A 20,365-nucleotide genomic window follows, 5' to 3' on the forward strand; every position below is an offset into this window, starting at 1 on the left:
TCATCAAACGCCCCTGCATTCGGCGTCAGGCGTTGTGTTTGGACAAAAAATGCGTATCGATGTCGCCAATCGACAAACGGCGGACCGCTTTCAAGCGCATTTTCCGGCGGAAAGCAGTGAAGGAAGGAACCCATGAAAATCCTAGTGACCGTAAAGCGGGTTGTTGACTACAACGTGAAGATCCGGGTGAAGCCGGATGGCACCGGCGTCGAGCTGGCCAACGTCAAGATGTCGATGAATCCCTTCGACGAAATCTCCGTCGAGGAAGCACTGCGCCTGAAGGAAGCCGGCAAGGCTGAGGAAGTGGTTGTCGTCTCGATCGGCCCCGCCAAGGCGGAAGAAACGCTGCGCACGGCGCTGGCCATGGGTGCCGACCGCGCCATCCTCGTCGAGACCGACGATGCCGTCGAGCCGCTCGCCGTCGCCAAGATCCTCAAAGGTGTCGTCGAAGCCGAACAGCCTGGCCTGGTGATCACCGGCAAGCAGGCCATCGACGACGATTCGAACCAGACCGGCCAGATGCTCGCAGCCCTGCTCGGCTGGAGCCAGGCGACCTTTGCCTCGAAGCTCGATCTCGGCGCCGACAAGGCAACCGTCACCCGCGAAGTCGATGGCGGCTTGCAGACCATCGATGTCAATTTGCCGGCGATCGTCACCACCGACCTGCGTTTGAACGAGCCGCGTTACGCCTCGCTGCCGAACATCATGAAGGCAAAGAAGAAGCCGCTCGACAAGAAGACGCCTGCCGATTTCGGCGTCGACACGACGGCCCGCCTGAAGGTGCTGAAGACCGAGGAACCGTCGGGCCGCAAGGCCGGCGTCAAGGTCAAGAGCGTCGCCGAACTGGTCGACAAGCTCAAGAACGAAGCCGGCGTGCTGTAAGCGGAACGCATAGGAGATTACGAAAATGGCCATTCTTCTTCTGGCAGAACATGACAATGCAACGCTGTCCGACCAGACCGCCAAGACACTGACGGCCGCCGCCAAGATCGGCTCCGACGTGCATGTGCTGGTCGCAGGCGCCGGCGCCAAGGCAGCCGCCGACGCCGCCGCAAAGCTCTCGGGCGTCACCAAGGTCCTGCTTGCCGACGACGCAAGCCTTGCCAACAACCTCGCAGAGCCGCTGGCGGCCCTGATCGTTTCGCTCGCCGGCAGCTATGACACGATCATCGCGCCCGCGACATCGATCGGCAAGAACGTTCTGCCGCGCGTCGCTGCCCTGCTCGACGTGATGCAGGTCTCGGAAATCATCGAAGTGGTATCCGCCGACACCTTCAAGCGTCCGATCTACGCCGGCAACGCCATCCAGACCGTGCAGTCGAGCGACGCGAAGAAAGTCATCACGGTGCGCACCGCCTCGTTTGCCGCCGCAGCCGAAGGCGGTTCGGCCGCCGTCGAGACGATCGCAGCCACGGCCAATCCAGGCCTCTCGACCCATGTCTCGGACGCATTGTCGTCTTCGGACCGTCCGGAACTGACCTCGGCCAAGATCATCATCTCGGGTGGCCGTGCCCTCGGTTCGTCGGAAAAGTTCCAGCAGGTCATCCTGCCGGTCGCCGACAAGCTCGGTGCTGCCGTCGGTGCCTCGCGCGCCGCCGTCGATGCCGGCTACGCGCCGAACGACTGGCAGGTCGGCCAGACCGGCAAGGTCGTCGCCCCGCAGCTCTACATCGCCTGCGGCATCTCGGGCGCCATCCAGCATCTCGCCGGCATGAAGGACTCGAAGGTCATCGTTGCGATCAACAAGGACGAGGAAGCGCCGATCTTCCAGGTTGCCGACTACGGCCTCGTCGCCGATCTCTTCGAAGCCCTACCGGAGCTTGAAAAGGCGCTGTGATCCGGTGCCCTTCGCACCCGCGAAAGGGCTGGAAAAACACCCGGCATGGGTCTATCAATTGCCGGGCTCGCGAAAGCGGGCTCGGCATTTTTGTCCGGTATTTTCGCGATGAATAACAAAGTCGATGGGTAGGAGAGCGGGATGACGACGACGATCACCAATGTAGGCGTGGTGGGTGCAGGCCAGATGGGCTGCGGCATCGCCCAGGTTTCGGCCATCGCCGGCTACAAGGTCCAAATCTACGATCTCGCCAAGGAGCGCATCGAGGCCGGCCTTGCCACCATCCACGGCAATCTCGCCCGCCAGGTCGCCAACGGCAAGCTGACCGAAGACGAACGCAAGGCCGCACTTGCCCTGATCTCGGGCTCGAGCGACATCAACGACATGGCCGCCACCGACCTCGTCATCGAGGCCGCCACCGAAGACGAAACCGTCAAGCGCAAGATCTTCGCCCAGCTCTGCCCGGTGCTGAAGCCCGAGGCACTGCTCGCCACCAATACCTCTTCCCTGTCGATCACCCGGCTTGCTTCGGCGACCGACCGGCCGGAACGTTTCATGGGCATCCACTTCATGAACCCGGTCCCGGTGATGAAGCTGGTCGAACTGGTGCGCGGCATCGCCACCGGCGAAAACACCTTCGAGACGGCCAAGACCTTCGTCCGCTCGCTCGACAAGACGATCACGGTCGCCGAAGACTTCCCCGCCTTCATCGTCAACCGCATCCTGCTGCCGATGATCAACGAGGCGATCTATACGCTCTATGAAGGCGTCGGCTCGGTCGAGGCGATCGACACGGCGATGAAACTCGGCGCCAACCATCCGATGGGCCCGCTGCAGCTCGCCGACTTCATTGGCCTCGATACGTGTCTCTCGATCATGCAGGTGCTGCATGACGGCCTGGCGGATTCGAAATACCGCCCCTGCCCGCTGCTGGTGAAATATGTCGAGGCCGGCTGGCTGGGACGCAAGTCCGGCCGTGGTTTCTACGACTATCGCGGCGAAGTACCGGTTCCGACCCGTTAGTGCAAAGGCGTCGAATTTTGCGCGCAAACGATTGTGGCGCAAAGATTTTTGCCGTCTGCCATGATGATTAGGCGGCCATGCCTCGGAAGCAGCGATCGAAGCCCGTAGGTTGCGGGCTCGATAGTGAATGCTTTTGGAGCGAATACACGATGAAGCGTCTGTTTTTGATCGGGGCCGCGCTGTCTGCGCTCGCCGCCTCTTTGTCCGCAACCGGTCCGGCCCAGGCAGCCGACACCCTGCTCAATGCATCCTATGACGTCGCCCGCGAGGTTTTTGCTGCCGAGAACGAGGCCTTCATCAAGAGCCATCCCGGCGTCACCATCGACCAGTCGCATGGCGGCACCTCCAAGCAGGCACGCGCCATCGCCGAAGGGCTCGAAGCCGACGTTGTGACCTTCAACCAGGTGACCGACATCGACTTCCTGGTAAAGCAGGGCTTCGTCTCCGAGAACTGGAAGAGCGAATTCCCCAACAATGCCTCGCCCTTCTATTCCTTCCCGTCCTTCCTCGTGCGGGCCGGCAATCCGAAGGGCATCAAGGACTGGGACGATCTCGCCCGTGACGACGTCAAGGTGGTCTTCCCCAACCCGAAGACCTCGGGCAATGCCCGCTATACCTATCTGGCAGCCACCGCCTATGCGAAGGAAAAGTTCGCCGGCGACGAGGCCAAGGTCGAGGAATTCGTCACCAAGATCTTCGACAATGTTCCGGTCTTCGACACCGGTGGCCGCGCCGCCACCACCACCTTTGTCGAGCGCGAGATCGGCGACGTGATCATCACCTTCGAAGCCGAGACCAAGGCGATCGCCAAGCAGTATGGCACCGACAAGTTCACCCAGGTCGTGCCCTCGGTCAGCCTTCTCGCCGAATTCCCGGTCGCCATCGTCGACAAGGTCGCCGAGAAGAAGGGATCCGCCGAGCTTGCCAAATCCTATCTCGACTTCCTCTACACGCCGGAAGGCCAGACGATTGCCGCCGAATTCGGCCACCGGGTGCATGATGAGGCGGTTGCCGCCAAATTCAAGGACCAGTTCCCCGACATCCGCCTGGTGACGGTCGAAGACGTCTTCGGCGGCTGGAGCAAGGTGTCTGCCGAGCATTTTGCCGAAGGCACGATCCTCGACAGGATCTATGGCAGCCGATAAGACCGCCATCGCACCACCTCGATCAACCGGCGGAAACCCCGCCGGTTTTCCCTGTTTTCTGGAAAGGATCCGCCCTTGAAACGGCGCGTCTTGCCGGGCCTGAAAGTGTCCCTCGGGATCACGCTGGTCTATACGGCGATCATCATCCTGCTGCCGCTGGCGGCCCTGATCTTCAAGGCGGCCAGCCTCGGCCCGGCTGACTACTGGCGCATCGTCTCGTCCGAGCGTGCGGTGGCGAGTTATGTCGTCACCATCGGCAGCGCCCTGGCGGCAACCGTCTTCAACCTGTTCTTCGGCCTCGGCCTTGCCTGGATCCTGGTGCGCTACCGCTTTCCCGGCCGCCGCATCATCGATGCCCTGGTCGACCTGCCCTTTGCCCTGCCGACGGCGGTTGCCGGTATCGCGCTGACCACGCTGTTTGCCGCCAATGGCTGGTTTGGATCAGCGCTTGGCCAGATCGGCATCAAGGTCGCCTATACGCCGTTCGGCATCATGATTGCCATGGCCTTCACCAGCCTGCCCTTCATCGTCCGCACGGTTCAGCCGGTGCTGGAGGAACTGGATCCGGCGCTCGAAGAGGCAGGACAGACGCTCGGCAGCAGCGACTGGTCGATCTTCCGTTGGGTGATGCTGCCATTGCTGGCGCCGGCATTGCTGGCCGGGACGTCGCTTGCCTTTGCCCGCAGCCTGGGTGAATTCGGCGCGATCATCTTCATCGCCGGCAACCAGCCCTACGAGACGGAGATCACCGCCCTTCTCGCCTTCATCAGGCTCGAGGAATACGACTATCCGGCATCGGCCGCGATTGCCTCCGTCATGCTGATCGCCGCCTTCCTGATGCTGGCGATCACCAATATCCTGCAGGCGCGCGCGCTGCGTTACACGGTGAAGGGCTGACGTCATGAGCAAAGTCACCGGCCAACGGCCGCCCCGGGTCGGAGATGCGCCGCTGTTCAAGGCCATCCTGCTGACCGTCATTCTCATCCTGGTGGCGCTTGTCATCGTCGCGCCATTGCTGGTGATCGGCATCGAAGCCTTTTCGAAGGGTCTGCCCTTCTTTGCCAAGACGATCGCCGACCCGGACACGCGCCACGCGATCATGCTGACGGTCCTGACGGCGCTGATCGCCGTGCCAATCAACACGGTCTTTGGCGTGGCCGCCGCCTGGGCGATCACCAAACACGACTTTTTCGGCAAGCGCCTGCTGACCATCCTCATCGAGATCCCGTTCTCGGTCTCGCCGATCGTTGCCGGCGTCTCTTATCTTTTCGTCTACGGCCTGCAGGGCCTGTTCGGCCCGGCGCTGGACAGCGCCGAGATCAAGATCATGTTCGCCCTGCCCGGCATCGTCCTCGCCTCGATGTTCGTCACGGCCCCGTTTGTCGCCCGCGAACTCATTCCGCTGATGCAGGCCCAGGGCCGCGATCTCGAAGAAGCGGCAACCTCGCTCGGCGCGAGCGGCCTGCGCACCTTCTTCTCGGTGACCTTGCCGAACATCAAATGGGCCCTGCTCTACGGCGTGGTGCTGTGCAATTCCCGCGTCATGGGCGAATTCGGCGCCGTCTCGGTCGTCTCGGGCAATATCCGCGGCCAGACCAACACGCTGCCGCTGCATATCGAGCTGCTCTACCACGACTACAACGCCATCGGCGCCTTTGCCGCCGCCACCATTCTGGCAACGCTTGCCATCGTCACCCTGTTTGCCAAGGTCCTGCTGGAGCGCCAGGGGGCAGGCCGTCGCGCTCGCCCGGCCACGCTTGCCGGCACAGCTGTTCTTCCGGAGGTCAAATCGTGAAAATCCGCCTCGACACCGTCGTCAAGACCTTCGACACCTTTCGCGCCGTGCATGGCGTTTCGCTGGATATCGAGAGCGGCGAACTGGTCGCACTTCTCGGCCCCTCGGGCTCCGGCAAGACCACTATTCTGCGCATGGTGGCGGGTCTCGAACACGCCGATGGCGGCCAGATCTTCTTCGGCGACGAGGATGCGACGAATATCCCGGTGCGCGACCGCGGCGTCGGTTTCGTCTTCCAGCACTATGCGCTCTTCCCGCATATGACAGTCGCTGAAAACATCGCCTTTGGCATGAAGGTTTCCAAGGTCAAGCGCAACACGGCGGCCATCGACACTCGCGTCGAGGAACTGCTGGCGCTCGTCCAGCTGACCGGTCTCGGCAATCGCTTCCCGGCCCAGATCTCCGGCGGCCAACGCCAGCGCGTGGCGCTCGCCCGGGCGCTGGCCGTCGATCCCAAGGTTCTGCTGCTCGATGAACCCTTCGGCGCACTGGATGCCAATGTGCGCCGCGACCTGCGCCGCTGGCTGCGCAAAATTCACGACGAGCTGGGCATCACCACGCTGTTTGTCACCCATGACCAGGAAGAGGCGCTCGACCTCGCCGACCGCGTCGTCATCCTGGAAAAGGGCCAGATCGTCCAGCAGGGAACGCCGGAAGAGGTCTGCCGCACCCCGGCAAATGCCTTCGTCATGCGCTTTCTCGGCGACGCCAACACCCTGAGTGCCACGGCCCTCGACGGCAAGGCGGATGTTGAGGCAGTGGCCTATGACGCGCCGGAGGTCAAGGATGGTCCGGCCGAGGTCCTGTTTCGCCCATCGGACGCGACCTGGCATGCCGAAGGCGGCCAAGGCATCGCCGCCCGTATCCTGCGCGTTCTCGACCGGCCCGGTTCACGGCGCGTGCTGGCCCAGACCCTCGGCGGCCAGCCGGTGGAATTCGACACCACGCCCGAATTCCCCTATCGCAAGGATGATGTCGGCGTGATCGAAATCAGCCGCCCGCGCATCTACGCCGTCTGAGCACAGGGACCGATCAGATCCCGATCGCCGTGCTGGCGGCCCCGACAAGCGCCTTGGCGTCCGGGCTGTCCCAGGCGGCCGGGCCGTTCATCGCGCCGAGCAGACAACCCTTGCCATCGATCAGAAGGGTCGCCGGCAGACCGAAGGCGAGGCCCTGCTTTTTCAGGCTGTTGAACACGCCCATCGAGGCATCGCTGTAAAGGCCGAGCGCATCGACACCGGTTTCCTCGAGAAAGGTCTTCGGCTTTTCCACGTCGCCCGTGTCGATATTGATCGCCAGGACCTGGAACGTCTCGCCGCCGGCCGCCTTCTGCAGATTGTTGAGCGCCGGCATCTCCTCGCGACAGGGCACGCACCAGGTGGCCCAGAGATTGAGAAGCACCGTCTTGCCGGCAAAATCGGCCGTCGTCATCGACTTGCCGGAGGCATCGGCGAATGTCAGGCCCTCGATCGGTTTGGGCTGTTCGACCGGCACCATGGCCGCGACATCGCCGGTCATGTAGGGGGTCAAGGCGCTGGCGCGGGCGACAGAGCCCTCGCATTGGCCGGCAGCCGCTATCGTCGCGCCATTGCCAGACACCGTCTGCTTCACGTATACCGCTGCCGCGCCGGCGATTACGCCGGCAATCGCCGCAATCGCAACCAGCTTGGCGGGGAAGAGGCCGGACGGTCTTTTTTCAGTCATGTCATTCTCCAGGATAGGCATTTCATGGCCGAGGACAATAAGGACACCAAATCCTCCAACCAGATGTGGGGCGGTCGCTTCGCCTCCGGCCCGGCAGCCATCATGGAGGAGATAAATGCCTCGATCGGTTTCGACAAGAAGCTTTACGCCCAGGACATCCGCGGCTCTATAGCGCATGCGACCATGCTGGCGCAGCAAGGCATCATCTCGGCCGAAGATAAAGACAAGATCCTTCACGGCCTGAACACGATCCTGTCAGAGATCGAGGCCGGCCAGTTCGTCTTCTCGCGCAAGCTCGAAGACATCCACATGAACATCGAGGCGCGCCTCGCCGACCTGATCGGCCCGGCCGCCGGCCGCCTGCACACCGCCCGCTCGCGCAACGACCAGGTGGCGCTCGACTTCCGCCTCTGGGTCAAGGAAGAGCTACAGCGGACGGAACAGGCCCTCACCGGCCTGATCGCCGCCTTCCTCGACCGCGCCGAAGAACATGCCGACACCGTCATGCCCGGCTTTACCCATCTGCAGACCGCCCAGCCGGTGACCTTCGGTCATCACTGCATGGCCTATGTCGAGATGTTCGGCCGTGATCGTCAGCGCGTGCGCCATGCGATCGAACACCTCGACGAAAGCCCGATCGGGGCTGCTGCCCTTGCCGGCACCGGTTATCCGATCGACCGCCATATGACCGCCAAGGCGCTCGGCTTCCGCGAGCCGACCCGCAACTCGATCGACACCGTTTCAGATCGCGACTTTGCGCTCGAATTCCTCTCGATCGCCTCGATCGCCGCCGTGCACCTGTCGCGGCTTGCCGAGGAAATCGTCATCTGGTCGACGCCGCAATTCGGCTTCATCCGGCTGTCGGATGCCTTCTCGACCGGCTCGTCGATCATGCCGCAGAAGAAGAACCCGGATGCGGCCGAACTGGTGCGCGCCAAGACCGGCCGCATCAACGGCTCGCTGATCGCGCTGCTCACCATCATGAAGGGCCTGCCGCTCGCCTATTCCAAGGACATGCAGGAAGACAAGGAGCAGGTTTTCGACGCGGCCGAGAGCCTGGAACTGGCGATCGCCGCCATGACCGGCATGGTGACCGACATGACGATCCGGACCGACCGCATGAAGGCAGCAGCCGGCTCCGGTTATTCCACAGCGACCGATCTCGCCGACTGGCTGGTGCGGGAAGCCGGCCTTCCCTTCCGCGACGCCCACCATGTGACAGGCCGCGCCGTGGCGCTGGCCGAAAGCAAGAGCTGCGATCTGGCCGAACTGTCGCTCGAAGACCTGCAGGGCATTCACGCGGCAATCACCGCCGATGTCTTCAACGTGCTGACGGTCGAAGCCTCGGTTGCCAGCCGCAAGAGCTTCGGCGGCACGGCCCCTTCGGAAGTCAGGAAGCAGATCGCCTGGTGGCGTGCCAGAAACTGATCAAGCACCAGGTCGGGCGACCGATCACGCAGGCGTCAGGTATTCATCACGAGAATCAGGGTGCACAAGCGCCCTGTTTTTCGCTAGAGCCTTTGGACAACATAATTCGATGGATTGGATCATGGTGAAAACGCTTAACCGCCCGACGATCGCCGTATCTCTGCTTCTGGCTGCAACGCTTGCGCTTTCCGGCTGCGGCCGCAAGGGCGACCTCGATCCGCCGAGCACGCCTGTCGACCAGCAGAACAAGCGCGATTCCAAGCCGCAGGCGACGCCCGACTCGCCTTTCCTCCTCGATCCGCTCCTTTGACAGGTTTTTTCCGGTGAACCATTTCGACTATCGCGACGGCGTCCTCTATGCCGAGGACGTGGCCATCCCCGAGATCGCCCGCGCCGTCGGCACGCCTTTCTACTGCTATTCGACCGCCACGCTCGAGCGCCACTACAAGGTCTTTTCCAAAGCCTTCGACGGTGTCGACGCGATGGTCTGCTATGCGATGAAGGCCAATTCAAACCAGGCCGTGCTGAAGACGCTGGGTCGCCTTGGCGCCGGCGTTGACGTAGTCTCGGAAGGCGAATTGCGCCGTGCGCTCGCCGCCGGCATTCCGGCATCGCGCATCATGTTTTCCGGCGTCGGCAAGACGCCGAGCGAGATGGATCTCGGGCTTGAGGTTGGCATCTACTGCTTCAACGTCGAGAGCGAACCCGAGCTGGAAATCCTCAACCAGCGCGCCATCAAGGCCGGCAAGAAGGCGCATGTCTCCTTCCGCATCAATCCCGATGTCGATGCCAAGACCCATGCCAAGATCTCGACCGGCAAGAAGGAAAACAAGTTCGGCATTTCCTACGAGCGCGCCCGTGCCGTCTATGCCCGCGCGGCCACCCTCGAAGGCATCCAGGTCAGCGGCATCGATATGCATATCGGCAGCCAGATCACCGAGCTGCAGCCATTCGAGGAAGCCTTCCGCCTGCTGCGCGAACTGGTCGAGACCCTGCGCACCGATGGCCATGCGATCGACCATGTCGATGTCGGCGGCGGCCTTGGCATTCCCTATAAGGACGACAACAACCCGCCGCCCGAACCGGACGCCTATGCGCGGATCGTCAAGGACCAGTTGGCCAGCCTCAACTGCAAGATCGTCACCGAACCCGGCCGCCTGCTTGTCGGCAATGCCGGCATTCTGGTCACCGAGGTGATCTATGTGAAGGATGGCGGCAACAAGACATTCGTCATCGTCGATGCGGCGATGAACGACCTGATCCGCCCGACGCTTTACGAGGCCTATCACGAGATCCGCCCGGTGATCCTGTCGGCTGCCAGCGCGCCGCGCATTCGCGCCGACGTCGTCGGTCCGGTCTGCGAAACCGGCGACTATCTGGCGCTCGACCGAGAAATGTCGATGCCGAAGCCCGGCGACTTGATCTCGGTCGGCTCGGCCGGGGCCTATGGCGCAGTGCAGGCCGGCACCTACAACACCCGCCGGCTGATCCCCGAAGTGCTGGTCAAGGGCAGCGAATTCCATGTGATTCGCCCTCGCCCGAGCTATGAAGAGCTGATCGGACTCGATTCCGTTCCCGACTGGCTCGACTGACCGGGCCTCTCGGTTTCCAGCGGAACCGAATGGCTCGGCGTTCACATTTCAGCGATATGGCGGGAAAAACCACCGGCTTTCCCGCCTCGCCCTCGTCTTCGCCACAAAGCCTGCTATCTTTGAGGCCTGAGGTCGTCATGCGGCGGCCTGTGCACTCGGAGACCTGACGGATGCCGCAATCCCGCCCGGCCGGCCAACGGAAAGGCGCGTTCAAGACAGATCCTGCTCTTGCGCGCCGGGTTGGTTTCAAGCGCCTGCTGGCACGGCTGGTGCTGTTTGCCGAACGCCTCCTGCCGCTGTTTCTCCCGGTTGCCGGCATTGCCGCCGTCTTCGTTTCGCTTGCCTGGCTCGGCGTCTATCGCGAACTGCCTGAATATCTGCGCCTGCCGCTGGTCTTTGTCCTGATCTTCGCGCTTGTCGCGTCGCTCCTGCCCTTCCTGCGGCTGAAACTGCCGACCACGCAGGAAGCCGACCGGCTGCTGGAGGATCGCAACGGCCTGCCGCACCAGCCGGTTGCGGTGCAGGACGACGAGCCCGCCTTCGAGACACCGTTTGCCCGTGCGCTCTGGCAGGAACACCAGCGCCGCATGGCCGAGCGCATCGCCGCCCTCGACACCGGACTGCCGCAGCCCGACATCGCCCGTTTCGACCGTTATGCCCTCCGGGCGATCCCGGCTTTGCTGTTCGTGACGGCACTTGCCTATTCCGGCTCGAACGGCGCCGGCACGATTGCCGATGCCTTCCGTCAGCATGTGGCCGAGAGCCAGACGCCGGATATGCGCATCGATGCCTGGATCACCCCGCCGGCCTATACCGGCCAGGCGCCCGTCTTCCTGTCGGGTCTCGGAACCCAGGACGACAACGGCGTCAGTGTGCCGCAGCATTCGAAGATCACCGTGCGCATCAGCGGCGGGGTGGCCGACGAAAAGGTCTATTATCGCAAGGCGGACGACGGCGAAGTGATCGAGGTGGCAGCCAAGGAAGAGGCTGCAACTGCCACAGCGACCGGTTCGCCAGCCTCCGGTTCGCCGGCGTCCGGCGACCAGCCTCCGGTACCTGCGACCCCGCTGGCCGCCCGCACCCACGAACTGGAGCTGGCCGACGCCGGCCAGCTGCGCGTTGGCCAGCGCCAGTGGACCATTCAGGTGACACCAGACAAGGCACCCGAGATCGCCTTCGACGGCACGCCGCGCCGCGCGATCAACGGCGCCCTGGAAATCGCCTTCACCGCCAAGGACGACTACGGCCTGCAGAAGGCCCATGCGGAGATCGTGCCGCTCGAAACCAAGCCCGGCGCAACGCCGCTTTATCCGCAGCCGGACTACAAGCTTGACCTGCCGCGCAACAATGCCCGCGACACCAAGGGTGTTTCGAGCCGCAATATCACTGAGCATCCGCTGGCCGGCGCCAAGGTATCGATCACGCTGGTCGCCACCGATGGCGCGGGCCAGGTCGGCCGCAGTCCGCCGGTGGAGATGGTCCTGCCGTCGCGAAACTTCTCGGAGAAGCTGGCAGCCGCCGTGGCCGAACAGCGACAGGTCTTTTCGCTCGACACCCGCGCCATGCCGCGGGCCATTGCGCTGAACGAAGCGATCACCCTTCGCGCCGACGAAACCATCCCCAATCTCACCCATTTCCTGCTGATCGAATCGGCCCGCGCCCGCATGCAGCAGGCCAAGGGCACCGAGGCACTGCAGGAGACGGCGGATTATCTCTGGGAGATCGCGCTCGGCATCGAGGATGGCGACCTGTCGCTGGCAGAAAAGCGGCTGCGCGACGCGCAGAAGAACCTCGCGGACGCGCTGGATCGTGATGCCCCGGACGAGGAAATCAAGAAGCTGATGGACGAGCTTCGCGCCGCCATGCAGGAATTCATGACCGCGATGGCCGAGCGCATGCAAAACCAGAACGGCGAACAGCAGAGCGCCCAGAATACCGTGCGCCAGCAGGATCTCGACAACCTGCTCGACCAGCTGGAAAACCTCGCCCGTTCTGGCAACAAGGACGAGGCGCGCCAGCTGCTCAACGAACTGAGCCGGATGATGAACAACATGCAGGCCGGACGCCCGCAGCGCGGCGGCGAGCAGCAGAACAGCGAGGCGCGCAAGCAAATCGACAAGCTCGGCGAGATCATGCAGCAGCAACAGCAGCTGATGGACGAGACCTTCAAGCTCGACCAGGCGCTACGCGACCGCATGCAGCGCGGCGACCCGGGCGAAGGCGAAGAGGGCGAAAACGGCGAACCGCAGCAGGATCCGCAGGGGCAAGGCGAGCAGGGTGAACAAGGTCAGCAGGGCACCGATCAGATGACGGCCGAACAGCTTCGCGAGGCGCTGAAGAACCTGCGCCAGCAGCAGGAAGGCCTCGGCAAGCAGCTCGGCGAGTTGCAGGAGGGGCTGAAAGGCCTCGGCCTTGATCCCGGCGAAGGTTTCGGCCAGGCGCAGGGAGAAATGAAGGGCGCCGGCGAAGCACTTGGCAAGAGCCAGGGTGACCGTGCCGTGGAAGGCCAGGGCCGCGCACTGGAAGCGCTGCGCCAGGGTGCACGCGACATGATGGGCCAGATGCAGGCCATGCAGGGCCAGCAGGGCGAAGGCCAGCAGATGGGTCAGGGCAACCAGAACGGCCGTGATCCGCTCGGCCGGCCGCGCGCAACGTCAGGCCCGGATTTCGGCGAACGGGTCAGGGTGCCGGACGAGATCGACGTGCAGCGCGCTCGCGAAATTCTCGAGGCCATCCGCGAAAAGCTCGGCCAGAACTCCAGCCCCGAGCTGGAACGGCGTTATCTCGAGCGCCTGCTGGAAATCCAGTAGACGACGTCAACGTCGGGCATTGCAGATTGAAGCAGTTCTGTGGGCTGAACCGGGTCGGTTGCCCCAGCGGCAAGTCAGCCGGCCAGAGCGCTGGCCACGGCAGCACGGATATCGGTCAGCGCGAAGGGCTTCGGCACAACGTCGATGATCTTCGAGGCGAGGTCGTCGGCGCGCTCGCGCTGTTCGGCATAGCCGGTCATCAAAAGGATCTTCAGGTCGGGGAAATGCGACGAGGCCCGGTGGGCAAGCTCGATGCCGTCCATGACCGGCATGCGGATATCCGACAGCAACAGGTCGAAAGGCGCCTCGCAGAGCAGCGCAAGGCCCTCTTCACCATCGGCGGCCTCGCTGGTTTCGTGGCCGTCGAGACGCAGGGCGCGGGCGACGAAGGTGCGCAGCGAATCTTCGTCTTCGGTGATCAAGATTCTCGCCATGATTGCATTCAACTCCCGCGATCCGTTTTCATGCCTGTCAGGGCAAATCAACAGAGTTTCCTTGTCGAGAGGTAAACGCGGGACACCCGGTCCCGCGCCATAGTTAACAAGCTGTCAGTGACAGACGGCCAGATGTCGTGAAACGATACGTGCTATGCGTCGCCGGTCACCACGCCGACGAACGGCAGTTCGCGGAAGGCGTAGGCGACATCCATGCCGTAGCCGACGACGAAATAGTCGGGGCATTCGAAGCCGACGAAATCAGCCTCAAACACTTCTTTCCGTTTCACTTTCTTGTCGAGCAGCACGGCAATGGTGACATGTGCAGCGCCGCGCTCGTACATCAGTTCCTTGGCGAACAGCAGCGTGCGGCCGGACTCGAGAATATCGTCGATGAGCAGCACATTGCGGCCCTTCACATCGCTGTCGATGTCCTTGATGATCCTGACACCCTGCGACACCGTGCCTGTGCCATAGCTGGACAGGGTGATGAATTCGACTTCCGGCGCAAGTCCGACATCATGCAACGCACGAATGAGATCGGCGGCGAAGATGAACGAGCCCTTGAGCACCGAAATCACCAGAAGATCGTCACAGGGACCCTTCATGATCTCGGCGGCAAGCTCGTGATTGCGCTCGGCGATCTGCGCGGCGGTGAACAGGGGTTCGATATTCTTGCCGCGGACGACGGGCATGGACTTCTCCTTGATGATCGGCCGGTTTCGGCCTTCAGCCCGGCAGCCTGAGACTGCCGGAAAGGCAAGCCCTTAGCACAGTCAGGAAGGCGAGACACCCGGATCCTCGAAGGAAAGCCTGAGTTCCGGCGTTTTTCCACCAGGATGCTGGAGTCGGGCGGCCACGCCGCGGCTATGGCCGCCATCGAGATCGGTGACCGGCGCATCGATATAGGTGCTGGCAATGATCTGCCCGCCGATCAAGAGATCGGCCCTGAGTTTCGGCAGGCTGACGCTTTCTCCGGAACGATTCTCGACAATCGCGTTCAGCAGCAGGACCTGCATGCCGTTCCTGTATTGCGGCGTCAGGCTGACATGGGTGATGTCGAGCGGGTTGCGCACGGTATCAGTCGAGCCGGAGCCCAAATAGAGCTGTCCCGCCATGCCGAAGATGGCAGCGAAGCAGCCGGCGACCAGAAGGGCGAAGCTGACATCGGACAACCGCTGCAGATGGTGCTCGACGCTGCGCAGCGCCGTCTTCAGGCCGGCGAGGAAATCCGGGGCAGCAGGAACGCTCGCCGCTGATGCCGCCTGGAATTTGGCTCTCTGCGGCGGATCGCGCACCACGACGAAATGCGCATCGACGACATCATTGGCCGTCTGGAAATGCTGGCGCTCGATGCGGCGGCGCGCCCGGTCTGGCGGCAGCAGATCATGGTCCGGGGCCGCTGCCTGCTTTTGGAAACGGAAGGCGTTCATCTCAGCCGTACCTTTCGCACAGCCAATTCCGGATACCCGAAACTCGGCAGTTGAAACGAATCCACTCCAGACGTAAATTCAAATGGTTAATGCTTCGAAAATGTCGGCCATCAGGCTGCCGTTTTGCGGGCATGTTTACCGGCCGTTGACGATCCTCGTTTACGAGCCCCAGACCTCGGACACGTCAGACTGGCCCAGCCGTTGATCCACTTTGAAAATGTCGGCCTTCGGTATGGAATGGGACCGGAGATCCTCCGCGACCTGACCTTCGACATTCCCAAGAGCTCCTTTCAGTTCCTCACCGGCCCGTCCGGTGCGGGCAAGACGACATTGCTGCGCCTGCTGTTCATGTCGCTGCAGCCGACACGCGGCATCATCCAGAGCTTCGGCCGCGACATCACCCGCATCCCCAGGAGCGAACTGCCGATGCTGCGCCGCCGCGTCGGCATCGTCTTCCAAGACTTTCGCCTGCTCGACCATCTGACCACCTATGAAAATGTCGCCCTGCCGCTGCGCGTGCGTGGCAAGGAGGAGGGCAGCTACCGGCGCGACGTCATCGAACTGTTGAAATGGGTCGGCCTGGGCGAGCGCATCAACGTACTGCCGGCCGTGCTGTCGGGCGGCGAAAAACAGCGCGTCGCCATCGCCCGCGCCCTGATCGACAGGCCGGAAATCCTGCTCGCCGACGAACCGACCGGCAATGTCGACCCGCCGATGGCCCGCCGCCTGCTCAGCCTGTTTCTCGAACTAAACCGGCTGGGCACGGCCGTCGTCATCGCCACCCACGACCTGGCGCTGATGGACCAGGTCGATGCGCGCCGCATGATCCTCACCGACGGGCGGCTCGATATCTATGAGTGAGACAGGCACCAACAACCCGCAGCAGCCGGATGGCAAGCAGAAACGCCGGGTCGAAATGACGGTCAGGCCGACCGGACCGATCCTGCCGCCCTCCAACATTCAAGGCAATGCGCTGATGGTGGTCATTGCCATCATGGCATTCCTCGCCTGCCTGACGCTCGGAGCCGTGTCGATGGTTCGGGCAACGGCTGCCGGCTGGCAGAGCCAGATTTCCCGCGAGGTCACCATCCAGATCAAGCCGGAGGACGGGCTCGATATGGGGGCGGCCCTGGTCAAGGCGCGCGATCTTGCGCTGACCTTTGTCGGCACGCGCGATGGCCGGATCATGGATGACGATGCGACGGCACGCCTTCTTGAGCCCTGGCTCGGCACCGGCCTCAATCTCGAGGACCTGCCGGTTCCGCGCCTGATTGTCATCACCATCGACGAAAGCAATCCACCCGACTTTGCCTCGATGCGCGACCTGCTGAAGGTCGAAGTGCCGCAGGCGTTTCTCGATGACCATCGCACCTGGGTCGACCGGCTGGTGCAGATGGCGCGCACCACCGTGCTGATCGGTTCCGGCGTGCTGATCCTGGTATTTACCGCCATGGTGCTGACGGTGGTCTTTGCCACGCGCGGCGCGCTGTCGGGCAATCGCCATATCATCGAGGTGCTGCATTTTGTCGGCGCGGAAAGCAGCTTCGTCGCCCAGGAATTCCAGAAGCACTTCCTCAAGATCAGCCTGAAGGGTGCTGCCGCCGGCGGTTTGCTGGCAGCCGGCCTGTTTGCGGCTGCCAACTTCTGGCAGACCCGGTCGATGGCCACGCCGGAAAGCGATCAGGCAACGGCTCTGTTCGGCACCTTCACCATCGGCTGGACCGGTTATCTCGGGATATTCGCCACAATGATCGTGATTGCGCTGCTGACCACGATCACGGCACGCCTGACCGTGATGCGCACCATCTACGAGATCGACCTCATTCGGTCGGATCCGGCGCGCACCGATGGACTTATGGACGATTAATCGTCAACTAAGCTTGTTGACTTGCCTTAAAGCCGCCTGTTCCGTGTGGAAAATCCGCGCTATTCACGGACAATGAGCATGGACCGGATGACCCGAAACCAACCGTCTCAAGGGGGCCAGCCCGACATGTCGGGCCGCAGCCTGTTTGCGCGCCGTGGTCTGCTGCGTCGTTTCCTGCGTTATACCGGCCTGCTCATTCTTCTGTGTGTGGCACTCCTGGTCGCTGGCTTCCTGCATTTCGCCGACGACGTCGCCAATCTGCGTCCACCGGAAAACGTCAAGGCGGACGCGATCGTCGTTCTGACCGGTGGCTATCAACGCATCGACCAGGCCATCGACCTTCTGAAACGCGGCTATGGCGGACGCCTGCTGATTTCGGGCGTCAACCCGTCGACGACCGCCGGCCAGATCCGCCGCGCCACGCGCAGTTCTCCCGAACTCTTCGATTGCTGCATCGATATCGGCTATGCCGCCATCGACACGATCGGCAACGCCAACGAAACAGCCACCTGGATCCGCGACCGCGGCTACAAATCCGTCCTTGTTGTCACCAGCAATTACCACATGGCCCGCAGCCTGATGGAATTGCGCCGCTCCGACACGGTGACGCAGTTCATCGGCTATCCGGTCGTCAATGCCGACCTGAAGACCCGCGCCTGGTACCGTGAGCCGGATGCGATGCGGACCATGCTGGCCGAATATGCCAAGAGCGTCATCGCCTATGCCCGAGGCATTGTCGGCTGGAGCGTCGGTCCCGGCTTGCGTTCCTCGGGAGAAATCGCGGATCCGGCGATCAAGCCCTGAGCGATTCCCGGTAAACCGGCTTTTGCTTGGCGGTGTTTTGCGATAGGCACGTTTTCGCCTGTCCACGGAAATGTCCCGATGATCACCCTGCGTTCCATCCTGTTCAACACGGCCTTCTACATCAACATGATCCTTCGCATGATCCTGTTGTCACCTTTCTATTTTCTCGCCCCTCGCAAGACGGCGTTCTGGGTGCCGAAGGGCTGGGCAAGTTCCTCGCACTGGCTGATGAAGATGATCGTCGGCACGACCTTCACCATCGAGGGGCTCGAGAACATTCCCAAGGGCGGTTATATCCTCGCCCCCAAGCACCAGTCCTTCTGGGATACGTTTGCCCTGCTGCCCTGGCTCGACGACCCGGTCTATATTCTCAAGCGCGAACTGATGTGGATCCCGGTCTTCGGCTGGTATGTCGCCAAGCAGCGTATGATCCCGGTCAACCGCGGCGCCAAGGGCAAGGTCATGGCGGACGTGATCGAGCGCACCAAGACGGAGATGCGCAACGGCCGCCAATTGATCATCTATCCGGAAGGCACCCGCCGGCCGCCGGGCGCCACGCCCGAATACAAATACGGCATCGCCCGCCTCTACCGCGATCTCGGGGTTCCGGTCGTGCCGATCGCCATGCATCCCGGCCTGTTCTGGCCACGCCGCAAGTTCCAGCGCTATCCGGGCCATTTCAAGGTGCGCATCCTGCCGGCCATCGAGCCGGGTCTCGATCCGGACGTGTTTTTCGACACGCTGATGGCACGCCTCGAGGCAGCGAGCGACGAGTTGCTGATCGAGACCGCGCGTGACAACCCGGATGTGCCGCTGCCACCGACGGCGGTAAAGCGTCTGGCGGAACTGCAGGCAAGATCAGCGTAAGAACAACAGCCGGGCTGCCTGTCAGCCCGGCAGGCCGATCGCCTCGATCGCGGCCACGACACCCTCCAGCCAGTGATCGCGGATGCCCATTTCGCGCAGATGGGCAGCCGTATTGGCCACATAGGTCGGGTTCGGGCCCGACTGGCCAACCGCGCTGGCAACGATTTGCGCCGCCTCCTCGACCGTGACCGCGCCGCCATATTGCGGATGCGCCCGGTCGACAACATAGGTCAACCCCGTCACCTGGCGTCCGTCATCGAACCTGAGACGGACACTGCGCTCGAGATAGACATTGGTGACCAGCTCACGCTCGCGCAGATAGGCGAGCGTCTCCGGCCATTGCGCGGGATCGACGCGAAAAGCGATGCCGCGGCACGAGCCGCCACGATCGAGGCCCAGCACCAGGCCGGGTCGCGCTTCGGTTCCCCGATGCACCCAGGAGCGCACGCAGAGCGACCGCCGATAGCCGGTCAGGCGGGCCTGAACCCGCTCCTCGAATTCAAAGCCCGGGTTCCACATCAAGGATCCGTAGCCAAAGACCCAAAATTCGTCCATATCGCAGGCCAATCCATTCACTCAGGATTTGATCGTCAATCAGGAGCACCCCATGGCAACGCCGTCCACAGCGCCCGCAAGCGCCACAAGCCGCAAGGTGTTTCGTCTGGGCGTTTTTATCGTCCTGTTCATCGCTGTCTATAGCGTCGCCTGGTATTTTGCCGCCGAATATCTGCGCCGGCAGATCGTTGCCTTCTTCGAGGGCGGCAATCCGGCAGCCATCACCGCCAATTGCGAGCAGCCGCGGATCGGCGGTTATCCGTTCCGCTTCCGGCTGAATTGTGATCGCCTGTCGCTCGACGACAACTACCAGGGCATCTCGGCCTCCTTCGGCGCCGTGCGGGCCGCGGCCCAGATCTATGCGCCCGGCCATGTCGTCTGGGAGCTGGATGGGCCGGCCGAAATCCGCTCGGCGCTCGGCTTCAACTCGACGATCGAATGGGACGACCTGCGGTCGAGCTTCAACGCAACACTCTCCGGCCTGCAGCGCAGTTCGCTGGAGATCCGCGACCTGAAGGCGCAGCTTGTCTCGACGGTCAGCCCGCTCAAGCTCGAATTGAGCGCACCGCATGCCGAAAGCCACCTGCGCGAACGCGAGGGCAACCTGGATTATGCCGCCCTGCTGCGCGACGCGGTCATCGCGATCGGCGGCAATCCGGTCGGCCTGCCGCCCGCCTCGGCCAGCATCGACGTGACCTTCGCCGACCGTGGTGGCCTGCTGCAGCCGGCCAATGCGCACAACCAGAGGCTCTACGGCACCAAGGGCGAAATCCGCCGGCTTGTCACCGATCTCGGCGAAGGCCGTGTGCTGACCCTCAGCGGCCCGTTCTCGGTCGGCGAGGACGGCCTGATTTCCGGTGAGGTCCGTGCGGAAATCGAGGGGATAAGGGCCTGGAACGACGCGCTCGGCATCGCCTATCCACAGATGAGGGAGACGTTCGACGACGTGGCCAAGGTTCTGGCCGTGGTCTCCTTCGGCCAGGACAAGGGCTCGGCCGAGATCACCATCCGCGACGGCGTTGCCTCGCTCGGTTTCATCCCGCTCGGCACCATCCCGCCGCTCTGAGGAGC

21 protein-coding genes are annotated in these 20,365 nt (G+C 63.0%); 16 read left to right on the top strand and 5 right to left on the bottom strand.

What is annotated here, in order from left to right:
- Positions 1 to 132: 132 nt before the first annotated feature.
- The 7 genes from LQ231_RS00095 (at position 133) to LQ231_RS00125 (ending at position 6,819) form a co-directional block, all read left to right on the top strand.
- Positions 133 to 882: an electron transfer flavoprotein subunit beta/FixA family protein gene (locus LQ231_RS00095; protein ID WP_230169821.1), complete on the top strand. Its 750-nt coding sequence runs from the start codon at positions 133 to 135 to the stop codon at positions 880 to 882.
- A gap of 25 nt (positions 883 to 907) precedes the next feature.
- Entirely contained in the window at positions 908 to 1,837 is a 930-nt protein-coding gene (locus LQ231_RS00100; RefSeq protein ID WP_230169822.1) for an electron transfer flavoprotein subunit alpha/FixB family protein, read from the top strand.
- 141 nt (positions 1,838 to 1,978) lie between these two features.
- Positions 1,979 to 2,860, top strand: coding sequence for a 3-hydroxybutyryl-CoA dehydrogenase (locus LQ231_RS00105; protein ID WP_007607424.1), 882 nt, complete (start codon positions 1,979 to 1,981; stop codon positions 2,858 to 2,860).
- 149 nt (positions 2,861 to 3,009) lie between these two features.
- Positions 3,010 to 4,005, top strand: coding sequence for a thiosulfate ABC transporter substrate-binding protein CysP (cysP, locus tag LQ231_RS00110; protein ID WP_230169823.1), 996 nt, complete (start codon positions 3,010 to 3,012; stop codon positions 4,003 to 4,005).
- 75 nt (positions 4,006 to 4,080) lie between these two features.
- Entirely contained in the window at positions 4,081 to 4,902 is an 822-nt protein-coding gene (gene cysT, locus LQ231_RS00115; RefSeq protein WP_230169824.1) for a sulfate ABC transporter permease subunit CysT, read from the top strand.
- A gap of 4 nt (positions 4,903 to 4,906) precedes the next feature.
- On the top strand, positions 4,907 to 5,800 hold the full coding sequence (gene cysW, locus LQ231_RS00120; RefSeq protein WP_230169825.1) for a sulfate ABC transporter permease subunit CysW: 894 nt from the start codon (positions 4,907 to 4,909) through the stop codon (positions 5,798 to 5,800).
- Positions 5,797 to 6,819 carry a sulfate/molybdate ABC transporter ATP-binding protein gene (locus LQ231_RS00125; RefSeq protein WP_230169826.1) on the top strand — a complete coding sequence of 341 codons (1,023 nt, stop codon included), beginning with the start codon at positions 5,797 to 5,799 and terminating at the stop codon, positions 6,817 to 6,819. Before cysW ends, LQ231_RS00125 begins: the two co-directional genes overlap by 4 nt.
- A 13-nt stretch (positions 6,820 to 6,832) precedes the next feature.
- Here the strand turns inward: LQ231_RS00125 and LQ231_RS00130 are convergent, their stop codons facing one another.
- A complete protein-coding gene (locus LQ231_RS00130; protein ID WP_230169827.1) occupies positions 6,833 to 7,504 on the bottom strand; it encodes a TlpA disulfide reductase family protein in 672 nt (223 codons plus the stop codon).
- Between the two features lie 24 nt (positions 7,505 to 7,528).
- On the opposite strand from LQ231_RS00130, the gene argH reads away from it, so the two are divergent.
- From argH to LQ231_RS00150, 4 genes are all read left to right on the top strand, one after another.
- The gene (gene argH / locus LQ231_RS00135; RefSeq protein ID WP_230169828.1) at positions 7,529 to 8,932 is read left to right on the top strand and encodes an argininosuccinate lyase; all 1,404 of its coding nucleotides are present in this window, start codon (positions 7,529 to 7,531) and stop codon (positions 8,930 to 8,932) included.
- A 121-nt stretch (positions 8,933 to 9,053) separates the two neighbouring features.
- Entirely contained in the window at positions 9,054 to 9,242 is a 189-nt protein-coding gene (locus LQ231_RS00140) for a lipoprotein (RefSeq protein ID WP_230169829.1), read from the top strand.
- Positions 9,243 to 9,255: 13 nt separating this feature from the next.
- Complete coding sequence (lysA, locus tag LQ231_RS00145; protein ID WP_113142578.1) at positions 9,256 to 10,524, top strand: diaminopimelate decarboxylase; 1,269 nt, start codon at positions 9,256 to 9,258, stop codon at positions 10,522 to 10,524.
- Positions 10,525 to 10,694: 170 nt separating this feature from the next.
- Complete coding sequence (locus tag LQ231_RS00150) at positions 10,695 to 13,334, top strand: TIGR02302 family protein (protein ID WP_230169830.1); 2,640 nt, start codon at positions 10,695 to 10,697, stop codon at positions 13,332 to 13,334.
- 74 nt (positions 13,335 to 13,408) lie between these two features.
- Here LQ231_RS00150 and LQ231_RS00155 read toward each other — a convergent pair whose 3' ends face one another.
- The 3 genes from LQ231_RS00155 to LQ231_RS00165 form a co-directional block, all read right to left on the bottom strand.
- Positions 13,409 to 13,768 carry a response regulator gene (locus tag LQ231_RS00155; RefSeq protein ID WP_113142580.1) on the bottom strand — a complete coding sequence of 120 codons (360 nt, stop codon included), beginning with the start codon at positions 13,766 to 13,768 and terminating at the stop codon, positions 13,409 to 13,411.
- Positions 13,769 to 13,920: 152 nt separating this feature from the next.
- Positions 13,921 to 14,463 (bottom strand): hypoxanthine phosphoribosyltransferase, encoded by a 543-nt coding sequence (hpt, locus tag LQ231_RS00160; RefSeq protein ID WP_113142581.1) that lies wholly within the window; start codon positions 14,461 to 14,463, stop codon positions 13,921 to 13,923.
- Positions 14,464 to 14,544: 81 nt separating this feature from the next.
- Entirely contained in the window at positions 14,545 to 15,201 is a 657-nt protein-coding gene (locus tag LQ231_RS00165) for a hypothetical protein (protein ID WP_230169831.1), read from the bottom strand.
- A 201-nt stretch (positions 15,202 to 15,402) separates the two neighbouring features.
- On the opposite strand from LQ231_RS00165, the gene ftsE reads away from it, so the two are divergent.
- The 4 genes from ftsE to LQ231_RS00185 all read left to right on the top strand — a co-directional run bounded on the left by ftsE (position 15,403) and on the right by LQ231_RS00185 (position 18,739).
- On the top strand, positions 15,403 to 16,062 hold the full coding sequence (ftsE, locus tag LQ231_RS00170; RefSeq protein WP_037075196.1) for a cell division ATP-binding protein FtsE: 660 nt from the start codon (positions 15,403 to 15,405) through the stop codon (positions 16,060 to 16,062).
- Complete coding sequence (locus tag LQ231_RS00175) at positions 16,055 to 17,068, top strand: ABC transporter permease (protein ID WP_230169832.1); 1,014 nt, start codon at positions 16,055 to 16,057, stop codon at positions 17,066 to 17,068. The genes ftsE and LQ231_RS00175 overlap by 8 nt, the downstream gene beginning before the upstream one ends.
- Positions 17,069 to 17,194: 126 nt before the next feature.
- The gene (locus LQ231_RS00180) at positions 17,195 to 17,872 is read left to right on the top strand and encodes a YdcF family protein (protein ID WP_230173189.1); all 678 of its coding nucleotides are present in this window, start codon (positions 17,195 to 17,197) and stop codon (positions 17,870 to 17,872) included.
- A gap of 78 nt (positions 17,873 to 17,950) precedes the next feature.
- Entirely contained in the window at positions 17,951 to 18,739 is a 789-nt protein-coding gene (locus tag LQ231_RS00185; RefSeq protein ID WP_230169833.1) for a 1-acyl-sn-glycerol-3-phosphate acyltransferase, read from the top strand.
- 21 nt (positions 18,740 to 18,760) lie between these two features.
- On the opposite strand, the gene LQ231_RS00190 is transcribed toward LQ231_RS00185, so the two are convergent.
- Positions 18,761 to 19,294: a gamma-glutamylcyclotransferase gene (locus LQ231_RS00190; RefSeq protein ID WP_230169834.1), complete on the bottom strand. Its 534-nt coding sequence runs from the start codon at positions 19,292 to 19,294 to the stop codon at positions 18,761 to 18,763.
- A 52-nt stretch (positions 19,295 to 19,346) separates the two neighbouring features.
- Here LQ231_RS00190 and LQ231_RS00195 point away from each other — a divergent pair, with 52 nt between their 5' ends.
- Positions 19,347 to 20,360, top strand: a complete 1,014-nt coding sequence (locus LQ231_RS00195; protein WP_230169835.1) for a DUF2125 domain-containing protein — start codon at positions 19,347 to 19,349, stop codon at positions 20,358 to 20,360.
- Positions 20,361 to 20,365 lie beyond the last annotated feature (5 nt).

The sequence above is a fragment of the Rhizobium sp. CECT 9324 genome, from assembly GCF_918741265.1.
GTDB lineage: Bacteria > Pseudomonadota > Alphaproteobacteria > Rhizobiales > Rhizobiaceae > Allorhizobium.